Genomic DNA, 23,399 nt, shown 5'->3' on the forward strand with positions numbered 1-23,399 from the left:
GAACGAAAAGTCAACTTCTTTTAACTGAGGAGTTGGCTTTTTTTGTAAAACTGGCAAATGTATGAGTGTTTTTATAGCGCGATCAATGTTACACTAACGAGGTAATTATTCAAATCTACTAAAGAAATCCTAACAAAAAGATAAGGAAAATATAAACATGACCTTAATTAGTATTGATAGTAGGAGTTTAATGATGCCAACTGAAAATGATTCAACATATCTTTCTTTTTCAAGAGAAGAGTGGGCTAGTTTGCACCCTAGTTCTCCGATCCATTTAACTCAATCTGAAATTAAGAAAATGCAAGGTGTAATTGGAAATTTGACAAATGAAGAAATTTGTAAAATTTATTTGCCACTCGTTCAGTATCTGTCTGTCAATATTGAAGCTGCGCAACACTCACATGAGTTAAAAAGCCATTTTTTAAAAGAGGACAGAAAGACCCCACCATTTATAATTGGGGTAGCTGGAAGTGTGGCAGTCGGTAAAAGTACGACTTCTAGAATCCTTCAGTCTTTACTTGTAGATTTACCAAGCCAACCAAAGGTCGATTTGATCACGACGGACGGATTTTTATTTCCTAATGATGTATTAAAAGAAAAAGGTTTAGCAGATAGAAAAGGATTTCCGGAGAGTTATGATTTAAAGAGTTTAATTGAATTTTTAACAGAAGTGAAGTCAGGAAATCGATGTGCTCGTGCGCCAATCTATTCCCATTTGCATTATGATATTATCCCAAATCAATACCATGAAGTTTGTCAGCCAGACATTGTGATTATAGAGGGAATTAATGTATTGCAAACACCCAAACAGGTTGGGGATAGCATTCCGAGTAGATTTGTATCCGATTTCTTTGATATTTCCATTTATGTTGATGCAGAAGAAGAACATATTTTCCAATGGTATCTAGAAAGATTTAAAGTATTAAAGAAAACGGCCTTTACGAATCCTGAATCATATTTTAAACGCTATGCCGACCTATCGGAGAGTGAAACAGAGCGTACAGCGACAGATATTTGGACAAGAATCAATAAAATAAATCTCGAAAAAAATATTCTTCCAACTAAATTTCGTGCCGATCTTATCATTGAAAAAAGCTTTAATCACGAGGTAGAGAATATTAGAGTGAGGAAAAATTAGTTCTGAAAATGAGAGAGTGGTTTAGTGATGCAACAACTACAGTTTGATCCTTCATGGGATAAAGCATTGGCTATCGGAGATCGACTTTTGATTGAAAGAATTTTTCGAGGAATAAGTGATTTGAATAGCTCAGAAATTGTATGTACTCCTATTCGAGAAGCTCTCAATCATAAAGAAGAATTGCTTATTACGGTGTTGGTTCATAATTATATGGACCAACCGCTTATGTTTAATGACACAAGGCTACGCTATAGTATGGAGGGAGAAAATGTCGCAGAGCATTTCTTTACCATTCCTCAACTTGTGATTCCAGGTCAGGTGAGTTTGCCTTGGACGTTTATTTTTCCAAAGGAGAGTTACTTACGTCGAACATCTTTTGAGCACGGACGCTTAGAGTTTTCCACAGATTAATTAATCGAATCCCAACTTTTACGCGAATGGAGGTGCTTGTTTATGAATCTTGCTTTAACATCTGATTGTCATCAATGTTTTGGATTATGTTGTGTAGCTTTGCCTTATGCGAACTCTGCAGACTTTCCAATCAATAAGGATGGTGGAGTGCCCTGTCGTCATTTATCAACGGATCACCGTTGTAATATCCATAATAAACTAAAGAACAAAGGTTTTAATGGATGTGTTGCCTATGAATGTTTTGGAGCTGGACAATATGTGTCGCAAAAAATGTATGATAGACAAGATTGGAGAAATAATCCAGAACTTAGCAACGAAATGTTTGCTGTATTCCCCCTTATTCAACAACTTCATGAAATGCTATGGTATCTGGATCGAGCGCTATGCTTGAAGGAAGTGGAGTCTCTCTACTCCGAACTACAGAATATGTATGATGAAACGGTTGAACTCACGAGAAAATCCCCAGAGGAAATTTTCCAACTGGATATGCAATTGCATAGAAGTAAAGTGAATCAGCTATTAGTAGAAGTAAGTGAAATATACCGTAAACAAGGTCGCAAAAAGGAAAAGAAAAGCTTAGATTATATCGGAGCAAACTTATCAGGAAGAGATTTCAAAGGTAGTAGTTTTCGAGGAACGCTGATGATTGCCGCGAATTTAAGTCATGCTGATTTAAGAAAAGCAGATTTTATTGGGACCGATCTGCGAGATGCTGATCTGAGTCATGCAAATCTTGCAGGAGCGCTTTTTCTCACACAATCACAAATAAATTCAGCTAAAGGAAACGTACATACAAAGATTCCTGAATTTTTAGAATGGCCAAAGCATTGGTTATAGGAGATAAAACTGGGAGGGGAAATGAATGGGAAAAGAGGCAAAGGTAGTAGCAATTAGTATAAGTGGCAAGCACACATTTAGTAAGGAAAATAAAGAGAGGATAAGATTGGTGAAGGGGTTAGGAGTTGAAGGAGATGCTCATTTTGGTTCTACGGTCAAACATCGTTCAAGAGTGGCACAAGATCCTAACCAGCCAAACTTAAGACAAGTACACCTCATCCATCAAGAGTTATTTGAAGAGTTGAAAGATCGTTTTCTTCTAGAACCTGGCCAAATGGGTGAAAATATCACGACTGCTGGACTCGACCTTCTCGGGTTATCTGAGGGTACACTTCTATATATTGGTGAGACTGCAGTGGTTAAAGTAACGGGATTGCGCAATCCGTGTGCTCAAATCGACCATTTTCAACCTGGGCTTTTAAAAGCGGTTTTAGACAAGGACGAGAGTGGAAATGTTATAAGAAAAGCTGGGATCATGGGGATTGTTCTCGAAAGCGGAATAATAAAGCCAGGAGATGCTATTCGAGTTGTTCCTCCTTCAGGGCCATTTAAGAAACTAGAGCGAGTTTAAAAAACCCACACTTTCGAAAAATCAGTGTGGGAATCGGATCAAATATACTGATAATACAATCCAAGCTGCGTATCATACCATAATAGCATTCCATGTTTGCGCTTTGGAATTCGTGACTGGAATCCCCATTCAGGGTACTGTTTGATGATTTGCACTTGATCACCTGTAGCAAAAGCAATAAATGAAATATAATGTTCTTTCGTCATCGGATGCTCACTCGAAATAGACCATTCTTGATCAACTTCTGAAACGGACAGTTTTTCATCGTCCGATGCTTTTTTTGCCACTAACGGTTCGAGCTTTTTTCCGCAACAGGAAACGCTCATATTTCCAGTTGCCAATACGATATTTTGGCAAGTTGTACAAACAAAATAATAGGACTTCTTCATATTTCCTCCAATAAATTCATTTGCTGATAATTCTCCATCTAAAATATTCTCTATATTCACTCCAAGAAGAGCAGATAGGCTAGGTAACAGTGAGATATCAGGACATCCGAGCCCACGCTCCCATTTGGAGATAGTTCTGTCTGATATATTCATCTCATCGGCTAATTGTTTTTGTGTTAAGCCTTTTTCTTTTCGCAAAGTTAAAATTAACTCTCCAATTTTACGATTGTCCATGCTTTTTCCTCCTAATCTATTGTTATCATAAGATGAGATAGAAAGATAAGCAACAAACGATCCGTAGAGTATGATTTAGAAATATTTGGTGAAAGGAGATGTGTAATATGTGGTGGTTCGTGATCGTAATCGTAGGTGTCCTGCTTTATGCTTTCTTGATTGATTGGAGACGTAAGAAGAATAATAACAATCCTTTAAGACCAACAAACCCTCATGCGAAAAAAGGAGAAGATTCTAATTATATGAAGGGAGACAATAAGGATACTGGTGGATTTCATTAAGGTTTGTCCGGAGGTTTAAGAAATGTATCAGAACGAAGAAAGTGGTATCTTAATGGTACCACTATAAAATATTCAGGAGTAACTTTCATGAAAAAATTCGAAAATCAAATAACTACCACGATGAATATGGGATTGAAATCAATGATTAGCATGCTAAAGGATGCTGTTAAGGAGAGAGCCAGTCGCAGACCTTCAGATACGATTGCTATAGAGAAGTTTAAAGTCAATGAAGTGGAGACGAATAATCCACGAATTACGTGGTTTGGCCATTCCTCGTTTTACCTTGAAATGGAAGGAAAGAAGCTCTTATTTGATCCGATGTTTAATTTACGGCCATCACCTGTACCGTGGGTAGGTACAAAGAGATATACGGGCAACTTATTAGACAAGCTTGATGAATTTACTCAGCTTGACGCAGTGATAATTTCACATGACCATTACGATCATTTGGATTACCAATCTATTCAACGATTAAAAGATAAGGCTTCTCGATTTGTCGTTCCTCTAGGTGTTCGCAAACGTTTAATAAAATGGGGAGTAGCAGCTGATAAGATTACGGAGCATGACTGGTGGGTGGAATTTGAATTCAAAGGTCTAACTCTAGCTTGTACTCCTGCAAGGCATTTTTCTGGAAGAGGGCTGCATGATCGTAACACGACTTTGTGGTGTTCATGGGTCATTTTAGGTCAAGAATACAAGATTTTTTACAGTGGAGACAGTGGCTATGGGCCACATTTTAAGGAAATCGGTGAAAAGTACGGTCCATTCGATATCACATTGCTAGAATGTGGGCAATATGATGAACGTTGGTCTGGGATTCATATGAAACCTGAAGAAACAGTACAAGCCCATCTTGATGTGAAAGGTGAATTATTTATTCCTGTCCATTGGGGAGGATTTACTTTAGCCTATCATGCCTGGACGGATCCAGTTGAAAGAGCAATGGAAGCTGCATTGAAAAACGGAGTACGCATGTTGACACCCAAAATCGGAGAAACTGTATTGATTGATTCAGAGGAGCTCCCATTAGAGCCATGGTGGAGAAAAAATTAATTTTTTTCTAGGATGAAACCTTTATCTTTCGGAATCGTAAAAAACATAAATAAGTTAATAAATGAGTGACTTAAGATGAGAAGACAACAAGAGGTAGAACGGACATGATGGTATGTATAAAAATATTATAAGAATCTCTGTGAAAAACCGAAGGACCTTTTTTTCAGAAAAGAGTATAAGGACACATACTTTCAAATGCAGGAAACTTGTTAAAAGGGAGGATGGCCTATGAGTTTTTGGACTTGGGTAGCAATTGCTATTGCACTAATTGGTGGATTGGTTGCCGCTAATTCTAGAAAGAAGAAGAGCGATAAACGAAATATCCATGCATTAATTTGGTTTATCATTGCAGTAGTTTTATTTCTTGTTTGGTGGTTTACACGATAACTTAAATTGTGGGTAAATATAGAGAAACTAAAATGCTTGGATAGGGTTAGATGATATCCAAGCATTTTTTTTAAATCCATACAACAAATTATTTGTTGGTGATTTATTTTCAGCAAGGTAAATAAGTGAGTCGTTTTCAAAATGTACGAAGGTGGATTAAAAAACGAACATTTTAGTGTATTCCAATCAAAAACTTAAGCGAATTACTGGTAATAATCATATTCTAAGTTAATATCGTTCGTTTTTTTACTTGAGGTGCGCCATTATGAAATTGATTAAAGTACATAAGATTACAATAGGTCTTTTTAGTGATTAACCATCTCTTCAGTACTTTCATAGACTTCAATTTCCGTCCCGGGATAATAGTGCTCAATAATTTCTTTATAGTTTTTCCCTTTGTCAGCCATTATGCTAGCTCCCCATTGACTCATGCCAACCCCATGACCATTTCCTTTCCCACTAACCTTATAAGAATCAGCACTTGAGTCAAAAGTACTTATTAAATAGCTCTTAAAATGAATGCCCCCGATGATAGGTCTAATCTTTTTTAATTCAACATCATCGTAAGACAGCTTTTCGAATAAAATCGTCCCGTCGAATAGCTTCCTCATAAATTCCATTTGGAAAGAACCTTTGACCGAGCGAGAGGACTCGTTTTTACCCTTTTCGATTGAAAAATGGGGAATGCTCAATATTTTAATATCCCCGATATATCCATTGTTCTGAAGCCAATTTTTCATAGATGCTGTAATTTCCTTATTTTTTTCCTCGAGCTGATCCCACCAATTGGAATCGTCCCAGTTAATTTCCTCCAAATCAATTTGCGTTTTATCCAAGGTGAAACTCCATGGCTGAATCGGATCATACGGATCGGATTTGATGGGGAAATAGGGAGTCGGCTCACCGCCCCACACGTTTTTATTGCTTTCAGTCATCCCGCCATTACTCGCCGAATAGAAGGTACTAATTGGTTTATTCTCAAATGTTATGATTTCGCCTTTCGTATCACGCACCGCTTGTTTTGTTTTAGCAAATTCATTATATCCTCCATAGACTTGATAATGAATGGTATCATCAAGTTCAGCATCTTTATGAGTAATCGTATACGTTCGAGCTGCCAACGTTTGCGCTTTTAACGCTTCAATATCCCAAGAGGGGAAAACTTCAAATGGGACAACCCCCTTTAAGTAATCTTCTAAAAGAAGTTGATTAACAGGGCGAATATTGTTTTTCTCCTCGATCTGGAACTCGATAGCTCCCATATAAGGTCTGTCGTTAATGTAGACTAAATGCTCTTCATCATATTCTTTTGGGTATAGAATAAAAGGTTTGGCTACTCTCATTTTTGATTTCCCCTGATGAAGAAACAGTTTCTTCCCTTTGATTGAAAGTTTATATTCATTCCCTTCCATAAGATTCAATGCTGGATCTAATGTTAAATGCTCACCCTGTAAACGAAGTGATAATTCAGAAGTGTTTCCTATGTAATTCCTCAATCTCACTGAAATCATCTCATCTGCAAAAACATCATTAGCAAAACATAAAAACAAGGCTGTAAAAATGATAGGCTTAAGAATTTTCATACCCATATTATTGATGATGTGGTTGTTGATTATTCATGCAGGGGGTGTTTGGTTATGTCCACCAGCAGTTTTCACATTTTATGGTGATTTTTCCACGCACTACCTCATAAATTCTAAAGTATGAGGTAAAAAATGGGTGGTGAAAACCGATGTTATCCACATTAAAAATATTGGGTGCCATTCAAGATGTCACCGAAAAAAGCATTTTGGCAACCATCATTCAAATTGAAGGCTCTGCTTACTTAAGAGAAGGCGCGTTCATGATTATTAAAGAAAATGGGGAGAAAGTGGGAATGCTGTCTGCTGGATGTTTGGAGGAAGATTTGATTCTAAGATGTAGAGAAATATTCAAAACGGAAATCTCCCAAACCGTTATGTATGATACGAGTGCCATTGATGATGCAGGATGGGGTCAAGGGATGGGATGCAACGGTACTATTCGAATTCTGTTAGAGCCAATCACACAAACTATACATACTAGCCTACTCAGTGTAAAAGAAGCGTTAGCACAAGGTTATGCTGTTTATCATGAAAAAGAATTTAGTGATGATTTTACGGTGAAAAAAAGTGCCTTTGAAATCATAGATGAGGACCTTGTCACAAACACCTTGCCTACTTTTTATAGAACCGAAGAAGGGTATCGGTTTACTTATTATTTTGCACCACCACCAACTGTATTAGTGTTCGGTGCAGGCGAAGATGCGAAACCATTCGTTGATCTAGCATCAAAGGTTGGATTTATCGTAAAACTTTGTGATTGGAGACCTGGGCTTTGTAATGAGGAGTGTTTTCCGAATGCGCATGAATACTATGTCGGTTCACCAACTCAAATAGTTGATTTACTCCGCATATCTTCCAATAATTTCATCGTGATCATGAGTCATCATTTTTCCAATGATCGAGAATTTTTAACGGCCATAAAAAAATATCCGTCCGCGTATATTGGGATTCTAGGTTCAAAAGAGAGAACGAGACGTCTTTTGTGTGAGATGACAAATCAAGAGCAAATCTTTTTTCCGATTGGCCTACCAATTGGAGCGAAAGGCCCTGAAGAAATTGCGGTCAGCATTATGGCAGAAATCATTCAAAAATATAGGATGAATCATGGAAAATAACCAACGTATCGTTGGGATTTATCTAGCAGCGGGTAGTAGCAGACGAATGGGACGAAATAAATTAACACTCCCCTTAGGAAATTCGATTTTGGGAATACACGCGCTACACACAGCTTTACATACAGGCATAAATCATATAATCATCATCACGAGCGAGAAATCCGAGCTTCAATGGAGTAAATATTTGCACAATAAACTATCGGTCGTAACATGTGAAGAATCGAAGAAAGGCATGTCTTTTTCTTTAAAAAGGGGATTTTCTGAGGCTCAAAAAATGAATGCTGATGGAGTGATGATTCTTTTAGCTGACCAACCTTTCATTCAAGCTTCGATGTTAAATGAGCTAATTGATACATTTTCAAATGAACCAGTTGAGTATGTTGCATCAAGCTACAACAATATAATAAGACCTCCACTTCTTATTGGAAAATCAATTTTCCCATTAGTGGATCAATTAAGTGGTGATAAAGGAATAAAGCAAGTCCTTATGAAACACCTGCAAATAAAGGGCAAAACGATACCTTTTGAAGATGAAATGCTATTTATCGATATCGATACAAGAGAAGAGTACAGGGAAATGAACGATAAATTAACATGAGAGAGGGCCATTCCATGCATATTATCGGAAAAGGAATGATGCGTAAGGATTCCCTTGAAAAAGTAACGGGTCATGCAAAATACACAGCTGATTTTGAGACAAAAGAAATGCTCTATGGACGATTAGTTACGAGTCCACATGCACATGCGAACATTAAAAAGATTGATACATCCATTGCAGAAAAAATAACCGGAATTCGAGCGATCATTACAGGAGAAGGTTTGCCACTCACAGGAGAGGAACTGAAGGATCGATACCCGATTGCAAAAGATCGGGTTCGTTATCATGGAGAAGTAGTGGCCGTTGTAGTCGCCGATACTCCTTATATGGCTAAGAAAGGCGCAGAGGCAATAGTAGTAAATTATGAGTTACTCCCGGTGGCAAATTCGCCAACTGAAGCATTAAAATCAGATGCACCATTATTGCATCCTGACCTTGAAAACTATGAAAAGTTAAATATGGTCTACCCTGTGCCAGGGACAAATATTGCTTGCAAAACGCAAATCCGCAAAGGAAATTGGGAAAAGGGGTGGCAAGAAAGTGACGTAATCGTTGAAGAGCAATTTGCCTTTAGACCTTCTGATCATGTCGCCATGGAAACACGTGCCACCTTTGCCCAAATTCATCCTGATGGAATAGTCGAATTAACAGCATCCTCTCAAGCCCCTTTTATGATTAAAAGATTAATAGCTGACTATTTTGGCATTGAATTAGGACGTATTATCGTGAACACGCCTCTAGTTGGAGGTGGTTTTGGGGGAAAAGCGTCAGTGCAGCTCGAACTACTAGCATACCTTGCCACAAAAGCGGTAAAAGGAAGATTGGTTAAAATTGTTAATTCTCGCGAGGGAGATATGGTCACCTCACCTGGCCATATCGGTTTGGAAGCGAAGGTGAGGCTAGGTTCGACAAGGGAAGGAATTCTCAAAGTGGCTGAAATCCTCCTTCTATGGGATGGGGGGGCTTATTCTGATAAAGCGATTGATTTAAGCCGGGCAGGAGCGGTTGATTGCACAGGTCCATATCATATTGAAAATATTTGGTGTGACTCCTTATGTATGTATACGAACCACCCATTTCCTGCTCCTTTTCGGGGATTTAGCCATTCGGAAGTTCATTTTGCCTTTGAACGAACGATGGATGCGCTGGCAAATCAACTCGGGATCGATCCGCTTGAATTGAGAGAACGAAATGCAATCCTGCCAGGACATACAACTCCTACACAAGTCGTTTTAAACTCTAGTACGGTGGGAAATTTACCCGAATGTATTCGCAAATTGAAAGAATTGATCAAGTGGGAAGAGGGCCAAGTCACTGAACTCGGACATAACAAAGTGAGAGCAAAAGGAATTAGTTGTGTATGGAAGACATCAACGATTGATCCAGATGCTAGTTCTGGGGTTGTTATAACGTTTAATAAGGATGGATCGATTAATTTGATGTCTGGCGTTGTGGAGATTGGGACGGGGACGAAGACGGTTCTGGCACAAATGCTCGCGGAAAAACTAAAAATGGATATAAATGATATCTATGTACAAATGGGCGTGAACACGCAAAGCACTCCAGAGCATTGGAAAACCGTGGCAAGCAGAGGAACATTTATGGCAGGAAGAGCGCTTTTAACGGCAGCAGATGATGCTATTAAACAATTAAAAAACTTGGCTTCTTTTCTATTACGGACATCGACAGAGGATTTAGAGGTTGGTTATGGAAAAGTGTATGTAAGAGATGATCCTACTCAATTCATTCCCGTAAAAGATATTGCTTATGGATATTCATTTCCCGAAGGACCATCGATTGGCGGACAAATCATTGGTCGAGGAACGTATATTCTTCGAGGAATGACTCATTTAGACAAAGAAACGGGTGCAGGAAGACCAGGTCCTGAGTGGACGGTTGGCGCACAAGGAGTAGAAATCGAGTTGGATACAAGAGACTACACATATCGAGTGCTGAAGGCAGTCGCGGTTCTCGATATCGGGAAGGTACTAAATGAAAAAACAGTGATGGGGCAGGTCAAGGGTTCGATGAGTATGGGCTTATCCTTTGCGGCAAGGGAAACCTTTCGCTTTGATGAAGAAGGAAGAGTGTTAAATCCTCAACTAAGAACGTATCGGCCTATCAGATTTGGCGAGCATCCAAAATATGAAGTCGCATTTGTGGAAACCCCACAAATAGATGCCCCTTATGGAGCAAGAGGCGCTGGAGAACATGCCCTAATTGGAATACCAGCTGCTCTCGGAAATAGTCTTTCAACCGCACTCTCAGTGAACATTAATTACTTGCCGATGATCCCTGAAGTGTTATGGAAGATGAAAGAAAGTGGGAAGTGACCTTGCTACCATTTAATATCGAGTACTATAAACCAAAGTCGATTGAAGAGGCGGTAGAGATTTTCTTTTTGTTAAAAAGGGATCACAAACGCGCCCTGTATTATTCAGGAGGCACTGAAATCTTAACGCTTGGTCGTCTGAATCTCCTACATTTTGATGCAGTGATTGATATAAAATCAGTAAAAGAATGTCTTGTTTTCGATTTTTATCAGAATAGACTAGTATCTGGAGCAGCACTTCCTCTTACCTTAATTGAAGAGATGAATTTATTTCCTTTACTCAGTACAGTCGCAAAAGGAGTAGCTGACCACACAGCACGGAATAAAATTACCATTGGCGGAAATTTATGCGGCCAAATTTTTTACCGAGAAGCGGTGTTACCCTTTTTACTTTGTGATAGTGATGTTGTCATTGCAGGTGAGAATGGAATAGAAACACGTTCTATTCATGAGGTTTTTAATGGAACGTTTCAACTAGAAGAGGGGCAGTTTGTCATTCAACTTTTAACTGAGCAGGCATACACGACTATGCCTTTTGCCAGTTTAAAAAAAAGGCAGCAATGGGAAACGGGTTATCCCTTATTAACGGTTTCCTCCATAAAAGTAGAGAATCGTCATCGTTTTGCATTTAGTGGATTATGTCCATTCCCATTTCGTTCGGCGGAGATGGAGGATGCATTAAATCAAACCAATATCCCCTTGGAGAATCGGATTCAACAGGCTCTTGAATCTATTCCTGACCAAGTGTTGGATGATATTGAAGGGTCAAGAGAATACCGCTTATTTGTGTTAAGAAATACGTTAGAGGAAATCATTACAGAGTTGGAGGGGGAAAAGTGACGAAGAAAATAACTGTCCCATTAAACGTGAACAGGGAGCTTAAAGAGGTCGTAATTCGTCCAGCTGATACACTACTCGATGTTCTACGACATGAACTTTCTTTAACTGGTGCAAAGCCAGGTTGCTTAAATGGAGATTGTGGATCCTGCTCAGTTATCGTTGACGGAACAGTGTATAAGTCATGTATCATGTTAGCAGTTGAAACAGCAGGTTCGAAAATCACGACGATTGAAGGATTAGATCATTCACCTGTGCAGCAATCTTTTATTGAGCATTTTGCTTTCCAATGCGGCTATTGCACGCCTGGATTTATTATGAATATCCAAGCTCTACTTGAAAACCATCCCCATCCCACATACGAAACGATAAAAGAATGGCTTTCCTCGAATATTTGTCGGTGTACGTCCTATGAAGAAATTGAAGAAGCCGTTTTTGCTGTAGTAGAAATTAACAGGAGACTGTCCGAATAGGCACCGGATTCGGACAGGACAGGCTTCTGACTTCAAAAGGCTACTTTTTGAGATATTTGACTAATTAAGCGGAAAATCTCCGTTGATTTTACTCGTACCAGCCTAGTTCTACAAATAATGAAAAGGGCTGTCTTTTCGGACAGCCTTCATCAATTATTAACTTTTGCTTCAGCACCTTCGTACACTGCAATTTCCGTGCCAGGATAATAATACCAACCGTAGACCTGATACTGAATGGTATCATCGAGTTCAGCATCCTTATGGGTAATTGTATAGGTGCGAGCTGCGAGCGTTTGGGTTTTTAACGCTTCGATTGTCCCATGCTGGGAACACTTCAAATGGAACAACTCCTTTTTAAGTAATCTTCTAAAAGTAGCTGATTGACGGGACGAATATGGTTTTCTTTTTCAATATGAAATTCGAGTGTGTCCATATAGGGTCTGCCATTGATATAGAGCAAGTGCTCTTCATCATAGCCTTTCGGGTATAAAATGAAAGGTTCTTCTACTTTTATTTTTGACTTGCCGCGATGAAGAAAAAGTTTCTCGCCTTTTATGGAATGTTTGTAGTCCGTCCCTTCTTTTAGTTTTAAGGCTGGGTCTAATGTCGAAAATTCACCTTTTAAGCGTAAAAATAGCTTAGGGGTGTCCCCGATATAGTTTCTTAAACGAACGGAAATCAGCTCGTCTGCAAAAACATCACGAGCAAATCCTAATAGCAAAACTGTAAAAATGATAGGCTTAAGTATTTTCATACCGCTATTATTGAGGAAGTATTTCTTGATTATGCATGTTTAGGATAACATTGTCGACGCATTATTTGGGGTATTTTTGCAATAATTCATGTTTCAGTTCCAAGAGCATATCTAAGGATTTCTCAGAGCTAACGAAGAATTCATTATCCTTTACCTTTACGTATGGCACATAACGATCATCTTCTGAAACTTGGAAAATGCTATGTTCTTTATCTTCATAATTAAAAATAGGTGGTATTATCAGGCCAGGTAACAAGTAAATGTTATTTTCATTAGAATCAAGTGTATCTAGTTTCCTTTCTAAAAATATTAAATACTCTTGTCCTGGATGCATAAGATTTACAAAATTTAAGTTGGCTGTCATATCATCAAAGAAAAGCATCCAATCTAGTAGGGTAATGGCAATTTGATCACCTAGTTGTAATCCATCTCCTTGAAAAACTTCTAATACTTCAACATACTGTTTATTATTTTTGAATGTGTAATCCATTTGTCCATTGGATTTTACACGTACGATAAAATTGCTATTCGGCAAATCTTCCCGCATTGTTTGAACTAAAGTGGGCGACATATCTACATCCCAGAGTGCTACAGAAAAATTATCGATTACATTTGATGTTGCTGTTACATTTGTATATGTTTGACGAAAAAATAGTCCTAGTAAAACAGCTACAATGAGTGCGGTTAACATAGTTAAAGATAATAGTTTATTCCACATTGCTAAGCACCTCATTAAATAAACGACCATTGTCAAGATAGAATACTTGATCTGCAAGTAAATCAATATCTTCTTTGTTATGACTAGCTAGGAGAATCATGGCACCGCGCTGTTTCTCTTCTAAAATCACTTGTCGAATTTGCTTAACACCGCCTTCATCTAGTGAATTAGTTGGTTCATCTAGCATAATAATATCAGGCTTTTCCATAATTGCTTGGGCTAAGACAATACGCTGTTTCATACCTAATGAATATTTCTTATAGGTCCGTTTATCATTTGGATCTAGTCCTACTCTTTCTATCGCCGTTCTTATCTGTGAATCGTCAATTTTGTTATTTAATTTAGCAAGCAACTGGAGATTCTTCAGTCCTGTAAATTCTGGATAAAGATCGGCATTTTCAAGTGTTATGCCTAAATTAGGAAGGATTGGAAAGTCTTTGTGCAATTGCTTTTTTTGATAAATGATTTTTCCAGAATCAATTTTCATTAATCCTGATAACGCTCTGAACAACATAGTCTTTCCTGAACCATTTCTGCCAACAAATCCGTAAACAACACCTTTGTGCAATTTCAAATCAATATTGGACAGTATCATATTGTTTTTAATTCTTTTATTAATGCCTTTTACTTCTAGCATTGCTTCTACCTACCTTTCTTTTTGAAGTGTAATCCATTCTTGTTTTTTTACAATCCAGCATCCGAATGTCAAAAAAACTATATTAAGAAAGAAAAAAACTACTATAGAATTATTGAGATTAAAATCAATTTGAAATTGATCTAGTCTTTCATTAAGAAGACTAATAGGACTACTGTGCCAAGCTAAGATAAGATGAGCAATGGGGTTAAATTGTAGCAGGAGTGCATGATTAGACAAGTTTTGTGTATCCGTTAATGGCCATACATTTTCCCACAAGAGTAACATGGCGACACATGTAAATTGCAATATGACTACAGCCATAAATCCCAAGCTACTATCTAGCTTAATAGCAATCAAATTAATTAATAACGCAGTAAAAAAGAGCCACAAGGAATGGATCAATAAATAATATAGTAGGAGTATAAAAGAAACCTCATCGAAAACGATTTGATTAGTAATGCTAGCCACAGTTGTTCCAGAAATAACCATCACTAGTGGATAAATGAAGGAAAGTAAATACAATTTTGAGCATTCAGTTAGAAACCATCTCACCCGATTAGGACAGCGTGAAAAATAATAAATGCTAGCTGTACAAAAATGTTGGTAAATATATGTTCCGAATAAAATCTGAAATAATAATAAAGGTAAGAGTTTTAACGATAGTTCGATTAAATAAACAAGAATGATTTCTACTTCAGAAAAACCGAATGTTAGGATAATATCTGACAGTAGAATTTCCTCATGCATTCCTAAGAAAAACGTTGCTTGAAAGGCTCCCAAAAGAATAGCTATACCTACACATTTTATTAATGCATTGTTCATTCTGTTATGTATCCTTTCTAATTTTTAAAACAACAATTAGTATAGAAAGAAATAGTAGAATTAAGGCAAATAGGATAAAAAAGAACAAACTATTTGATGCATTTTGAAGAGGGTGGTAAAAAGCTAAATAAAAAAAGTAATTTGTTTCAACTGACATTGTTGGAAATAATTGTTTCAACATTCCCAAAAAATAAAGCAATAAGTAGACAGGTAAAAACAACAGCACTTTATATTTGATAGAAAAAGTAGAAATGGAAACAGTAAAAACAGCCAAAATTCCAGAAAACAAGCCAAATATTAATGTGAAGAAAATAGCATAAATATAAGGCGAATATATATACAAGTCAGATAATAAATACATATTGACTGTATTCATATACGATGCATCATAAGTACTAAGATTCGAGGGGTCACCGGTTGCCATCATTGGAAAAGCTATAGTACTAAGCAAAATTTCTAAGAGAAAAGGTACAGTGAATATAAAGAAAGTAACTAAGAAAACAACAATTAACTTTCCCCAATAATATCGATGAGCTCCCACACGAGATTGAATAAAAATGTATTGATTTCCTTGTTTGTCAGTAAACAAGGAAAACCCTGCAGGCATCACAACAATCAATGGGAAATATTGCAAAATATAAAAGCTATATTCACTAAAACTAGAAAGTGTTAAAAGTTTCATAGGGTGATACATAGCAATTACGTCTGTCCCCTTATAAGTTACTACATTAGTAAAATAATTGATTAGTATAATACCCATTAATAGAAATAGAATAGTAAGGGCACTTTTTTTTTCGAAAATTACTTTAAACTGCATGTGGATAGATTGTAATAACATATTTCGCTCTGCCTTTCTAAAGAAAATGCAAGGGAGTTCAAACCAATAACTACTTTAATTATCTACCATCATATAAAACATCGGCTATAGCACCATAATTTGGATTATTCCCTCTAAATTGGAATCTGATCTCTTTGCTTCCCAATGTACCATTTTTTAGTGGGATTGATATATTGCTGGTTGCTGATTCATTCAAAGTGATTATGTCTCACATTTGTACCGAACCACTAAAAGAAGTGACTTTCACATTTATTCTAGTAAAATTATCTGTGCCTCCATTAGTAGGGTATACAGCGTATAACCTCGAATTGACTGTTGAATAGTTCCCACTTCTTGTATCATACTTACTTACCCAGGTTTGTCCTGAAGGTAAAGTAATCGTCGTTCTTGCAGCAAATGCATGTGTGCTAAAAATTAGTAAGCAAATAAATAATACAGAAAAAATTTTAATAGACTTGGCTTTCATTAAAAAAATTTCTCCTCATATGTAATTATTTGGATTAAACTCCCTTGAACTGTATTATAATGTTAAAAAAGTAAAAATAAAGAGAATTTTGTAAAAAAATAAGAATATTTTTTAATCGAGTTATAGAGTTCTAGATATAGCTTAACAAAATGTTTTTTTGAAAGAATTTCTTTAGTGAAAATTGTGATTACAGAGAAAGTTAGAAGGATTTAACTATAGTCTATAAGAGCGGGAGTATATAAAATATGAAGAGATAAAAACATTGGAGGTATTTCACATTAAATAGATTTAGGAAAATAAATTCTTCACATATATCCTCAAACAAAAAAAGGGTCTGATCTCAATGACCTAACCCTGATTAAAATTAAATTAAAGACGAGCACGCATGGACTCATATACCCCACGAACATCCTTAATTTCAATTCCTGCAATGGTTCCTGTGTAGGTACCGACCATTTGCCAGTAATCAATGGAAGCTAGGACTTTCCGATCTTCAGGTGTAAAAGTAACGTCTAGACGACCATCTGCGGATTTAATGATCCATGGATCCAGCGGGTCGTTAGAGGTTGGTTCAAAAGTGATATCAGCTAGAGGCTCACATGCACCAGGTGTCCATAAACAAGACTCCTCATCTGTTCCTTCTACAATCGGTCTATCTGCAAAGTTTGCTCCGATCACTCCATCTTCTATAATTGTAGCAAACGTCCCCCATAACCAAGTCGTCCGATAAGGAAGAATTGTTCGATGTTCATCAAGGATGGCGATGTCTCGAGATGGGTCAAATGTATACGTTCGATCGCAACGGTTACTGTACCGGAAGCGGAGTATACTATTTTGTGTGTGTACATTGTAGGACTTTCATGCTTTATAAAACTGAAATTAATAAAAATTGCTTGTATTGTAACAATACTTTCTTCTAGCGTTCACAAACAATTCTCATAATTTTGCTATATTGAAATTGATAAGCAGAAAGGAGGAGAGAAAGTGTGGAAGAACTAATTCTTGCAAGGATTCAATTTGCATCTACGACTCTTTTTCATTTTATTTTTGTGCCGCTTTCAATTGGTTTAGCATTCATCATCGCAGTCATGCAAACAATGTATGTTGTAAAGAAAAAAGAAATCTACAAAAAGATGGCTCAATTTTGGGGGAAATTCTTCCTCATTAATTTTGCCGTTGGGGTAGTAACAGGAATTATTCAAGAATTTCAATTCGGGATGAATTGGTCAAGCTATTCCAGGTTTGTAGGGGACGTATTTGGTGCTCCACTAGCAATTGAAGCACTTCTAGCATTTTTCGTAGAATCGACTTTTATAGGTCTGTGGATATTCGGATGGGATAAGCTACCCAAGAAACTTCATTTAGCATGCATTTGGCTTGTCTCCATAGGAACGGCCATTTCAGCATTATGGATATTAGTAGCCAATTCCTTTATGCAAAATCCACTTGGCTATGCGATCCAAAATGGAAGAGCGGAGATGAATGACTTCTTTGCTGTGTTAACGAATCCGAAGGTGCTTGTAGCTTATCCTCATACAATATTTGCAAGTCTAGCAACAGCCTCATTTTTTGTTCTTGGGGTAAGTGCATGGAAGCTGATAAAGAAAAAGGATGTTGAGTTTTTCAAGAAATCTATGACCTTACCAATGATTATCGGAATTATATCCACGATGGGGATTGCTATATCAGGACATTCTCAAGCTACATACTTAATGGAAGTACAGCCTATGAAAATGGCTGCAGCAGAAGGAGTCTGGGAAGATACAGCGGATCCAGCACCTTGGACGGTCGTTGCTAATATCGATACGGAATCGAAGGATACATCAATGAGAATAGAAATTCCATATTTGCTTAGCTTTTTGGCCTATGGTGAATTTGATGGAGCCGTAGAGGGAATGAATACACTTCAGAATGAGTATGTTCAAGAATTTGGTGAGGGGAATTATATTCCTCCAGTCAAAACCACTTTCTGGAGCTTTAGAATTATGGTTGTAGCAGGAGGATTAATGATTCTCCTTACTCTTATTGGTTTAATAAAAGGGTGGCGCGGAAAACTGGAAACAAGCACCGGTTACTTAAAATGGATGGTTCCAGCAATATCATTCCCATTCATAGCAAATTTTTCTGGTTGGATTATGTCAGAAATCGGACGTCAGCCTTGGATTGTCAATGGACTAATGACAACAGCGGATGGCATATCTCCTAATGTTTCAGCCGGTAGTATTTTGTTTTCCTTAATCGCCTTCTCGCTCATTTACACACTTCTTGCTATTGCGATGGTGTATTTATTTATTAGGATTATTAAACATGGTCCCTACACTGTTTCAGGTGAAATAGACGTAGATACCGATCCGTTTTTAAGAGGAGGAAAAAGACGTGGAGCTTAGTGAACTTTGGTTTCTCCTAGTGGGTGTTCTCTTCGTAGGCTTTGTTTTCTTAGAGGGCTTTGACTTTGGCGTTGGAATAGGGACGAAATTTCTAGCCGAGAATGATCTTGAAAAGAGAATCTTAATAAATACTATCGGTCCATTTTGGGATGCCAATGAAGTATGGTTAATCACTGCTGGAGGTGCAATGTTTGCGGCCTTTCCACATTGGTATGCAACCTTATTTAGCGGCTATTATCTCCCATTTGTCGTACTCCTTTTAGCGCTAATAGCACGTGGCGTGGCCTTCGAATTTAGAGGGAAATCTACGTCAGTTAGTTGGATAAAGACATGGGATTGGGCGATATTTTTAGGAAGTCTATTACCACCATTTTTACTAGGGATTCTATTTTCGAGTCTTATTAAAGGGTTGCCGATAGATGAGAACATGAATATGGTAGTTGGATTTATCGATGTAGTAAATATTTACACGATAGTTGGTGGAATTGCTTTTGTTATGCTCGTTTTTTTACATGGATTGATGTTCATTGGATTGAAAACGGAGGGAGACCTTCGTGAGCGGGCGAATAGATTGGCGCAAAAGGTTTATCTTGCAACAGGAGTTGTAGTTGTCCTTTTTGTAGTCCTCACTTACGTGTATACGGACGCCTTTACAGATAGAGGAACCATTTTATTTCCGCTTTATATCATGGCAATTGCCTTATATTTAGCTCTATATCCTTTGCTCAAGAAAAGGAGAGAGGGATATAGCTTTGCAACAACAGGTTTGATATTGGTATTAGTAACAGCATCGTTCTTTATAGCTTTATTTCCAAACGTTCTAATCAGTTCAACGGACGCGGCCTATAACTTAACGGTCTATAATGCCGCTTCAGGTGAATATTCCTTGAAGCTAATGACGATTGTTGCTGGAACGATGGTACCTATCGTTCTCGGATATACAATATGGAGCTATTATGTATTTAGAAAAAGAGTTTCCCATAAGGAGCATTTAGAATACTAATGGAAGTAATGAACAAAAAAATAATGTTCCTATTAGGGATACTTACCCTAGGCCAGGGAATAACCATCATTCTGCAGGCAGTTTATTTATCCGAAGCGATAACAAAGTTATTTAAAGGGGCAGCAACTATTGCTGTCCTTCCTTCTCTTTGTAGTTTTGCTGTTTTTTTTGTGCTTAGATATTTCTTTCAGTGGCTGAAGGAGAGGATTTCCTACCAGTTTGCTGAAAGAACCTCTGTACAATATCAAATGAAGCTAGTTAAGAAGATTTTCACATTAGGTCCTCGAAAAATAGGGAAAATAGGATCAGGAAGTCTTATTACTCTATGTATTGAAGGAATATCCAATTTTCGAACATACATCGAGCTTTTTATACCTCGGGCAATATCGATGATAGTTATTCCTCTTCTTATTTTATTTTACATTTTTAAAATGGATGTTCTCTCAGGTGTCGTTCTTATCCTGACAATGCCGATTATGATTGTATTTTTAATTTTAATTGGCTTACTTGCTCAAAAAAAAATAGATGAGCAAATGGTCTCCTTTCATTTACTTTCCAATCATTTTGTCGATTCATTGAGAGGAATTGTAACGCTAAAGTATCTAGGGAAAAGTAAATCACATATTCATGCTATTGAGTCGGTTAGTGAGGCGTATCGAGCTGCTACGAATCGGACGTTACGCTTAGCCTTTTTGTCTACATTTGCTTTGGACTTTTTTTCGAGCCTATCTGTTGCGGTAGTAGCAGTGGAGTTAGGGCTTCGTCTTATTGAAGGGAATATTGGATTAGAGTCAGCGTTGGTGATTTTAATTCTCGCACCGGAATATTTTATGCCTATCCGCTCCTTTGGAAATGATTATCATACAACAATGGACGGAAAGGATGCAGGAGAAAAAATCCTAAGATTATTAGATGAAGCAACTGAAGTAAAGCAATCGAATGGAAACAATCTTCCGCAATGGAATAATGACAGTACTTTATCCATAACAGGTTTAGCTACAATCTCCGATGATGAAGAAAGAAACATTTTAGAAAATATAAGCTTCAAGGTAAAGGGTTATGAAAAAATTGGCATTATTGGACACTCTGGTTCAGGAAAGTCTACGTTAATTGATTTATTGGCAGGACTTTCAGAAGCTAGTGAAGGAAACTTTTTTTATAATGACCAAGAAATAAGTAGTTTTTCGATGGATAGCTGGCAAGCACAGGTGACGTATGTTCCCCAGCATCCTTATATCTTTTCAGGAACGGTTCGTGACAATATTGGTTGGTATGCACCCAATTCCCAAGAGGTAGAAATTGAGGGAGCAGTTGAAAGAGTAGGGCTTTCAGAATTAGTTGAGAGTTTTCCCAATGGATTAGACGAAGTGATTGGTCAGGGTGGACGGATCTTAAGTGGAGGAGAGGAGCAGAGAATTGCATTGGCTCGTTCTTTGCTGCAGCAAAGGCCAATCATGCTATTTGATGAGCCCACCGCCCATTTAGATATTGAAACAGAGCATGATTTGAAGAACTTAATCATGCCTCTACTAGAAAACAAGCTTGTCTTTTTTGCAACCCATCGCCTGCATTGGATGAAGGAAATGAATATCATTTTTGTGCTAGAAGATGGCAAGTTGGTGGAGGCAGGTTCGCATGAAGAACTATATCACAAAAAAGGTTCCTACTATCATTTGATTAAGGCATTAAAGGGGGAGGAGAAGCATGAAGTACTTTCAAGTATATGTTAAGCCTTACCTTAAACAGTACTCCCATTGGATTGCATTGGCGATATTATTTGGTGTCATGACAGCAATAGGGAGTTCCATGCTCACTTTCACCTCTGGATACCTGATTTCAAGTGCTTCTCTTCAGCCCTATAATATTCTCATGCTGTATGTTCCAATTGTTTTAGTGCGAACCTTTGGTATATCCCAAGCGGTTACAAGATATATAGAAAGGCTACTAGGGCATAATGCAGTACTGAAAATATTGAGCAGCATGCGAGTAAAGCTTTATCGTGTCATCGAGCCCCAAGCCTTATTTATTCGATCACGATTTCATGTTGGAGACCTATTAGGGACCTTGGCAGATGATATTGAGCATTTACAGGATGTGTATATTCGCACTATTTTTCCAGTGATAGTAGCTCTGTTCTTATTTGTTAGTTCTGTTGTTGTATTCTCCTTATTCGATTGGAAATTTGCCCTTTGGATCGGATTTTGCTTAAGCTTTGTGGTCTTTGTATATCCTATCCTTTCTTTATTTTTAATGAAAAAGCAGCAAATAAAGCTTAAAGAATCTAGACATAATTTATATTCTTCTTTGACAGACGCTGTCTTTGGGCTAACGGACTGGCTGATTAGCAGAAGAGCAGAGCATTTTCAAGAGAAGTTTCAAATGGAAAGTCAACATGTGCTTAAGGTGGAGAGGAAGCTGTCCTATTGGAATCAATCACGGGAACTGCAGCTTCGCATCATTTCATGTCTAATTCTCATTATGGTCGGTATATGGGCAAGCTTGGCAGCAGTTGAGGGAGAAATCGCCCCTACCTATATTGCCGCCTTTATACTCGTAACACTTCCTATTATAGAAATCTTAATACCTGTATCCCGTGCTGTGGAAAGAATCCCAACCTATCAGGAGTCGTTAAAGAGATTGAATGCTATTGAGAGAGAGGCTGGTGAGGAAAAAACGAAAAAGCTTCCTTTGGGAAAGGAAGCGGATATTTCGGTAAGTGAGCTTCGTTTTCGATATGGAAGCTCCACAGAAGATACGATAAAAGATATCTCCTTATCGATTCCAAAAGGGGATAAGATCGCTCTTCTAGGAAAAAGTGGAACCGGTAAATCTACCTTTCTGCAAATTCTTTTAGGAGAACTTATGCCTACTTCTGGTGTGGTCTTAATCAATGGATATGCTCCAAGTGATTATGGTGAAGATATTTATGAAATGATTAGCGTGTTAAACCAGAAGCCTTATCTTTTTGCAACGACTGTTGAAAATAATATCCGTTTAGGGAACGAAGATGCTAGTGAAGAAGAAATTGAAAGAGTCATCCATCTGGTAAAGCTCGATCAATATATTCATTCCTTACAGAATGGATTAGCTACCCAAATGGGAGAAACGGGCGCTCGTTTCTCTGGAGGAGAGAGACAGCGTATTGCGTTAGCAAGGATATTATTGAAGGATACTCCGATTGTTATTTTGGATGAACCTACTGTTGGTTTAGATCCACGAATCGAAGCAGATCTAATCGAAACCATTTTTACTACATTGAAAGATAAAACTGTTATTTGGGTTACTCATCACCTTGTGGGAATGGAAAAGATAGACCAGATACTTTTTATGGAAAAAGGAAGGATCGCTTTAGAAGGAACTCATCAATTGTTAATCAAGACAAGCGAGCGATACCGAAGGCTTTATGAGATGGATAAAGGGTAAAGGTAAGAGGAAACAAGTTTGAAAAGAAATAAAAAATTTGAAGTAGAAATAAGATAGGTGTAGATGAGGAAAATGGTGCTTTTACAGAGTGGGATAATTAGATTTCGCAGTG

26 protein-coding genes are annotated in these 23,399 nt (G+C 37.6%); 16 read left to right on the plus strand and 10 right to left on the minus strand.

Going from position 1 to position 23,399, the window contains the following annotated elements:
• The first annotated feature begins 157 nt into the window (after window positions 1-157).
• From coaA to AA0X71_RS04185, 4 genes are read left to right on the plus strand one after another with little or no spacing between them, the layout of a single operon-like run.
• The gene (coaA, locus tag AA0X71_RS04170; protein WP_413359561.1) at window positions 158-1,138 is read left to right on the plus strand and encodes a type I pantothenate kinase; all 981 of its coding nucleotides are present in this window, start codon (window positions 158-160) and stop codon (window positions 1,136-1,138) included.
• A 27-nt stretch (window positions 1,139-1,165) separates the two neighbouring features.
• On the plus strand, window positions 1,166-1,549 hold the full coding sequence (locus tag AA0X71_RS04175; RefSeq protein WP_413359563.1) for an SLAP domain-containing protein: 384 nt from the start codon (window positions 1,166-1,168) through the stop codon (window positions 1,547-1,549).
• Window positions 1,550-1,591: 42 nt separating this feature from the next.
• Window positions 1,592-2,386: a pentapeptide repeat-containing protein gene (locus AA0X71_RS04180; protein WP_413359566.1), complete on the plus strand. Its 795-nt coding sequence runs from the start codon at window positions 1,592-1,594 to the stop codon at window positions 2,384-2,386.
• A gap of 25 nt (window positions 2,387-2,411) precedes the next feature.
• Window positions 2,412-2,957 carry an MOSC domain-containing protein gene (locus tag AA0X71_RS04185; protein WP_413359568.1) on the plus strand — a complete coding sequence of 182 codons (546 nt, stop codon included), beginning with the start codon at window positions 2,412-2,414 and terminating at the stop codon, window positions 2,955-2,957.
• Window positions 2,958-2,995: 38 nt separating this feature from the next.
• On the opposite strand, the gene AA0X71_RS04190 is transcribed toward AA0X71_RS04185, so the two are convergent.
• A complete protein-coding gene (locus tag AA0X71_RS04190) occupies window positions 2,996-3,580 on the minus strand; it encodes a helix-turn-helix domain-containing protein (RefSeq protein WP_413359570.1) in 585 nt (194 codons plus the stop codon).
• A gap of 107 nt (window positions 3,581-3,687) precedes the next feature.
• On the opposite strand from AA0X71_RS04190, the gene AA0X71_RS04195 reads away from it, so the two are divergent.
• The 3 genes from AA0X71_RS04195 to AA0X71_RS04205 all read left to right on the plus strand — a co-directional run bounded on the left by AA0X71_RS04195 (window position 3,688) and on the right by AA0X71_RS04205 (window position 5,301).
• Complete coding sequence (locus AA0X71_RS04195; RefSeq protein ID WP_413359572.1) at window positions 3,688-3,861, plus strand: hypothetical protein; 174 nt, start codon at window positions 3,688-3,690, stop codon at window positions 3,859-3,861.
• An 87-nt stretch (window positions 3,862-3,948) separates the two neighbouring features.
• A complete protein-coding gene (locus AA0X71_RS04200; protein WP_413359574.1) occupies window positions 3,949-4,914 on the plus strand; it encodes an MBL fold metallo-hydrolase in 966 nt (321 codons plus the stop codon).
• Window positions 4,915-5,142: 228 nt separating this feature from the next.
• Window positions 5,143-5,301, plus strand: coding sequence for a hypothetical protein (locus AA0X71_RS04205; protein ID WP_413359576.1), 159 nt, complete (start codon window positions 5,143-5,145; stop codon window positions 5,299-5,301).
• A gap of 305 nt (window positions 5,302-5,606) precedes the next feature.
• Here the strand turns inward: AA0X71_RS04205 and AA0X71_RS04210 are convergent, their stop codons facing one another.
• Window positions 5,607-6,812, minus strand: a complete 1,206-nt coding sequence (locus tag AA0X71_RS04210) for a SpoIID/LytB domain-containing protein (protein WP_413362465.1) — start codon at window positions 6,810-6,812, stop codon at window positions 5,607-5,609.
• A 221-nt stretch (window positions 6,813-7,033) separates the two neighbouring features.
• On the opposite strand from AA0X71_RS04210, the gene AA0X71_RS04215 reads away from it, so the two are divergent.
• The 5 genes from AA0X71_RS04215 to AA0X71_RS04235 are packed head-to-tail and all read left to right on the plus strand — an operon-like array spanning window position 7,034 to window position 12,239.
• Entirely contained in the window at window positions 7,034-7,999 is a 966-nt protein-coding gene (locus AA0X71_RS04215) for an XdhC family protein (protein ID WP_413359578.1), read from the plus strand.
• Entirely contained in the window at window positions 7,989-8,597 is a 609-nt protein-coding gene (locus tag AA0X71_RS04220; RefSeq protein ID WP_413359581.1) for an NTP transferase domain-containing protein, read from the plus strand. Before AA0X71_RS04215 ends, AA0X71_RS04220 begins: the two co-directional genes overlap by 11 nt.
• 14 nt (window positions 8,598-8,611) lie before the next feature.
• Window positions 8,612-10,930, plus strand: coding sequence for a xanthine dehydrogenase family protein molybdopterin-binding subunit (locus AA0X71_RS04225; RefSeq protein WP_413359584.1), 2,319 nt, complete (start codon window positions 8,612-8,614; stop codon window positions 10,928-10,930).
• A 2-nt stretch (window positions 10,931-10,932) separates the two neighbouring features.
• Entirely contained in the window at window positions 10,933-11,769 is an 837-nt protein-coding gene (locus tag AA0X71_RS04230; RefSeq protein WP_413359586.1) for an FAD binding domain-containing protein, read from the plus strand.
• Entirely contained in the window at window positions 11,766-12,239 is a 474-nt protein-coding gene (locus AA0X71_RS04235; RefSeq protein ID WP_413359589.1) for a (2Fe-2S)-binding protein, read from the plus strand. Before AA0X71_RS04230 ends, AA0X71_RS04235 begins: the two co-directional genes overlap by 4 nt.
• A gap of 149 nt (window positions 12,240-12,388) precedes the next feature.
• Here the strand turns inward: AA0X71_RS04235 and AA0X71_RS04240 are convergent, their stop codons facing one another.
• The 8 genes from AA0X71_RS04240 to AA0X71_RS04275 all read right to left on the minus strand — a co-directional run bounded on the left by AA0X71_RS04240 (window position 12,389) and on the right by AA0X71_RS04275 (window position 17,302).
• The gene (locus AA0X71_RS04240; protein WP_413359591.1) at window positions 12,389-12,577 is read right to left on the minus strand and encodes a SpoIID/LytB domain-containing protein; all 189 of its coding nucleotides are present in this window, start codon (window positions 12,575-12,577) and stop codon (window positions 12,389-12,391) included.
• Entirely contained in the window at window positions 12,574-12,993 is a 420-nt protein-coding gene (locus tag AA0X71_RS04245) for a hypothetical protein (RefSeq protein WP_413359594.1), read from the minus strand. The genes AA0X71_RS04240 and AA0X71_RS04245 overlap by 4 nt, the downstream gene beginning before the upstream one ends.
• Window positions 12,994-13,054: 61 nt before the next feature.
• Window positions 13,055-13,711: a hypothetical protein gene (locus AA0X71_RS04250; RefSeq protein ID WP_413359596.1), complete on the minus strand. Its 657-nt coding sequence runs from the start codon at window positions 13,709-13,711 to the stop codon at window positions 13,055-13,057.
• Window positions 13,701-14,348 (minus strand): ABC transporter ATP-binding protein, encoded by a 648-nt coding sequence (locus tag AA0X71_RS04255; protein WP_413359598.1) that lies wholly within the window; start codon window positions 14,346-14,348, stop codon window positions 13,701-13,703. Before AA0X71_RS04255 ends, AA0X71_RS04250 begins: the two co-directional genes overlap by 11 nt.
• A gap of 9 nt (window positions 14,349-14,357) precedes the next feature.
• Complete coding sequence (locus tag AA0X71_RS04260; protein WP_413359600.1) at window positions 14,358-15,170, minus strand: hypothetical protein; 813 nt, start codon at window positions 15,168-15,170, stop codon at window positions 14,358-14,360.
• Window positions 15,171-15,174: 4 nt separating this feature from the next.
• Window positions 15,175-16,008 (minus strand): hypothetical protein, encoded by an 834-nt coding sequence (locus AA0X71_RS04265; protein WP_413359601.1) that lies wholly within the window; start codon window positions 16,006-16,008, stop codon window positions 15,175-15,177.
• 208 nt (window positions 16,009-16,216) lie between these two features.
• A complete protein-coding gene (locus AA0X71_RS04270) occupies window positions 16,217-16,474 on the minus strand; it encodes a hypothetical protein (protein ID WP_413359603.1) in 258 nt (85 codons plus the stop codon).
• Between the two features lie 369 nt (window positions 16,475-16,843).
• Window positions 16,844-17,302: a DUF2804 domain-containing protein gene (locus AA0X71_RS04275; RefSeq protein ID WP_413362467.1), complete on the minus strand. Its 459-nt coding sequence runs from the start codon at window positions 17,300-17,302 to the stop codon at window positions 16,844-16,846.
• Window positions 17,303-17,460: 158 nt separating this feature from the next.
• Here AA0X71_RS04275 and AA0X71_RS04280 point away from each other — a divergent pair, with 158 nt between their 5' ends.
• The 4 genes from AA0X71_RS04280 to cydC are packed head-to-tail and all read left to right on the plus strand — an operon-like array spanning window position 17,461 to window position 23,287.
• On the plus strand, window positions 17,461-18,861 hold the full coding sequence (locus AA0X71_RS04280; protein ID WP_413359605.1) for a cytochrome ubiquinol oxidase subunit I: 1,401 nt from the start codon (window positions 17,461-17,463) through the stop codon (window positions 18,859-18,861).
• A complete protein-coding gene (gene cydB, locus AA0X71_RS04285; RefSeq protein WP_413359608.1) occupies window positions 18,851-19,864 on the plus strand; it encodes a cytochrome d ubiquinol oxidase subunit II in 1,014 nt (337 codons plus the stop codon). The genes AA0X71_RS04280 and cydB overlap by 11 nt, the downstream gene beginning before the upstream one ends.
• Window positions 19,864-21,594 carry a thiol reductant ABC exporter subunit CydD gene (gene cydD, locus AA0X71_RS04290; protein WP_413359610.1) on the plus strand — a complete coding sequence of 577 codons (1,731 nt, stop codon included), beginning with the start codon at window positions 19,864-19,866 and terminating at the stop codon, window positions 21,592-21,594. Before cydB ends, cydD begins: the two co-directional genes overlap by 1 nt.
• Window positions 21,569-23,287 carry a thiol reductant ABC exporter subunit CydC gene (gene cydC, locus AA0X71_RS04295; RefSeq protein WP_413359613.1) on the plus strand — a complete coding sequence of 573 codons (1,719 nt, stop codon included), beginning with the start codon at window positions 21,569-21,571 and terminating at the stop codon, window positions 23,285-23,287. The genes cydD and cydC overlap by 26 nt, the downstream gene beginning before the upstream one ends.
• Window positions 23,288-23,399: the final 112 nt, after the last annotated feature.

Source organism: Robertmurraya phoenicis, assembly GCF_047302285.1.
GTDB lineage: Bacteria > Bacillota > Bacilli > Bacillales > Cytobacillaceae > Robertmurraya.

Excerpts from the sequence above, each read along its gene's own strand:
- AA0X71_RS04260 (WP_413359600.1), bottom strand. The coding sequence starts at position 15,170 with ATGAACAATGCATTAATAAAATGTGTAGGTATAGCTATTCTTTTGGGA.
- AA0X71_RS04200 (WP_413359574.1), top strand. The coding sequence starts at position 3,949 with ATGAAAAAATTCGAAAATCAAATAACTACCACGATGAATATGGGATTG.
- AA0X71_RS04225 (WP_413359584.1), top strand. The coding sequence starts at position 8,612 with ATGCATATTATCGGAAAAGGAATGATGCGTAAGGATTCCCTTGAAAAA.
- cydC (WP_413359613.1), top strand. The coding sequence starts at position 21,569 with ATGAAGTACTTTCAAGTATATGTTAAGCCTTACCTTAAACAGTACTCC.
- AA0X71_RS04255 (WP_413359598.1), bottom strand. The coding sequence starts at position 14,348 with ATGCTAGAAGTAAAAGGCATTAATAAAAGAATTAAAAACAATATGATA.
- AA0X71_RS04245 (WP_413359594.1), bottom strand. The coding sequence starts at position 12,993 with ATGAAAATACTTAAGCCTATCATTTTTACAGTTTTGCTATTAGGATTT.
- AA0X71_RS04175 (WP_413359563.1), top strand. The coding sequence starts at position 1,166 with ATGCAACAACTACAGTTTGATCCTTCATGGGATAAAGCATTGGCTATC.
- AA0X71_RS04265 (WP_413359601.1), bottom strand. The coding sequence starts at position 16,008 with ATGTTATTACAATCTATCCACATGCAGTTTAAAGTAATTTTCGAAAAA.
- AA0X71_RS04190 (WP_413359570.1), bottom strand. The coding sequence starts at position 3,580 with ATGGACAATCGTAAAATTGGAGAGTTAATTTTAACTTTGCGAAAAGAA.
- AA0X71_RS04195 (WP_413359572.1), top strand. The coding sequence starts at position 3,688 with ATGTGGTGGTTCGTGATCGTAATCGTAGGTGTCCTGCTTTATGCTTTC.
- AA0X71_RS04215 (WP_413359578.1), top strand. The coding sequence starts at position 7,034 with ATGTTATCCACATTAAAAATATTGGGTGCCATTCAAGATGTCACCGAA.
- AA0X71_RS04270 (WP_413359603.1), bottom strand. The coding sequence starts at position 16,474 with ATGAAAGCCAAGTCTATTAAAATTTTTTCTGTATTATTTATTTGCTTA.
- cydD (WP_413359610.1), top strand. The coding sequence starts at position 19,864 with ATGGAAGTAATGAACAAAAAAATAATGTTCCTATTAGGGATACTTACC.
- AA0X71_RS04250 (WP_413359596.1), bottom strand. The coding sequence starts at position 13,711 with ATGTGGAATAAACTATTATCTTTAACTATGTTAACCGCACTCATTGTA.
- coaA (WP_413359561.1), top strand. The coding sequence starts at position 158 with ATGACCTTAATTAGTATTGATAGTAGGAGTTTAATGATGCCAACTGAA.
- AA0X71_RS04185 (WP_413359568.1), top strand. The coding sequence starts at position 2,412 with ATGGGAAAAGAGGCAAAGGTAGTAGCAATTAGTATAAGTGGCAAGCAC.
- AA0X71_RS04220 (WP_413359581.1), top strand. The coding sequence starts at position 7,989 with ATGGAAAATAACCAACGTATCGTTGGGATTTATCTAGCAGCGGGTAGT.
- AA0X71_RS04205 (WP_413359576.1), top strand. The coding sequence starts at position 5,143 with ATGAGTTTTTGGACTTGGGTAGCAATTGCTATTGCACTAATTGGTGGA.
- AA0X71_RS04180 (WP_413359566.1), top strand. The coding sequence starts at position 1,592 with ATGAATCTTGCTTTAACATCTGATTGTCATCAATGTTTTGGATTATGT.
- AA0X71_RS04210 (WP_413362465.1), bottom strand. The coding sequence starts at position 6,812 with ATGATTTCAGTGAGATTGAGGAATTACATAGGAAACACTTCTGAATTA.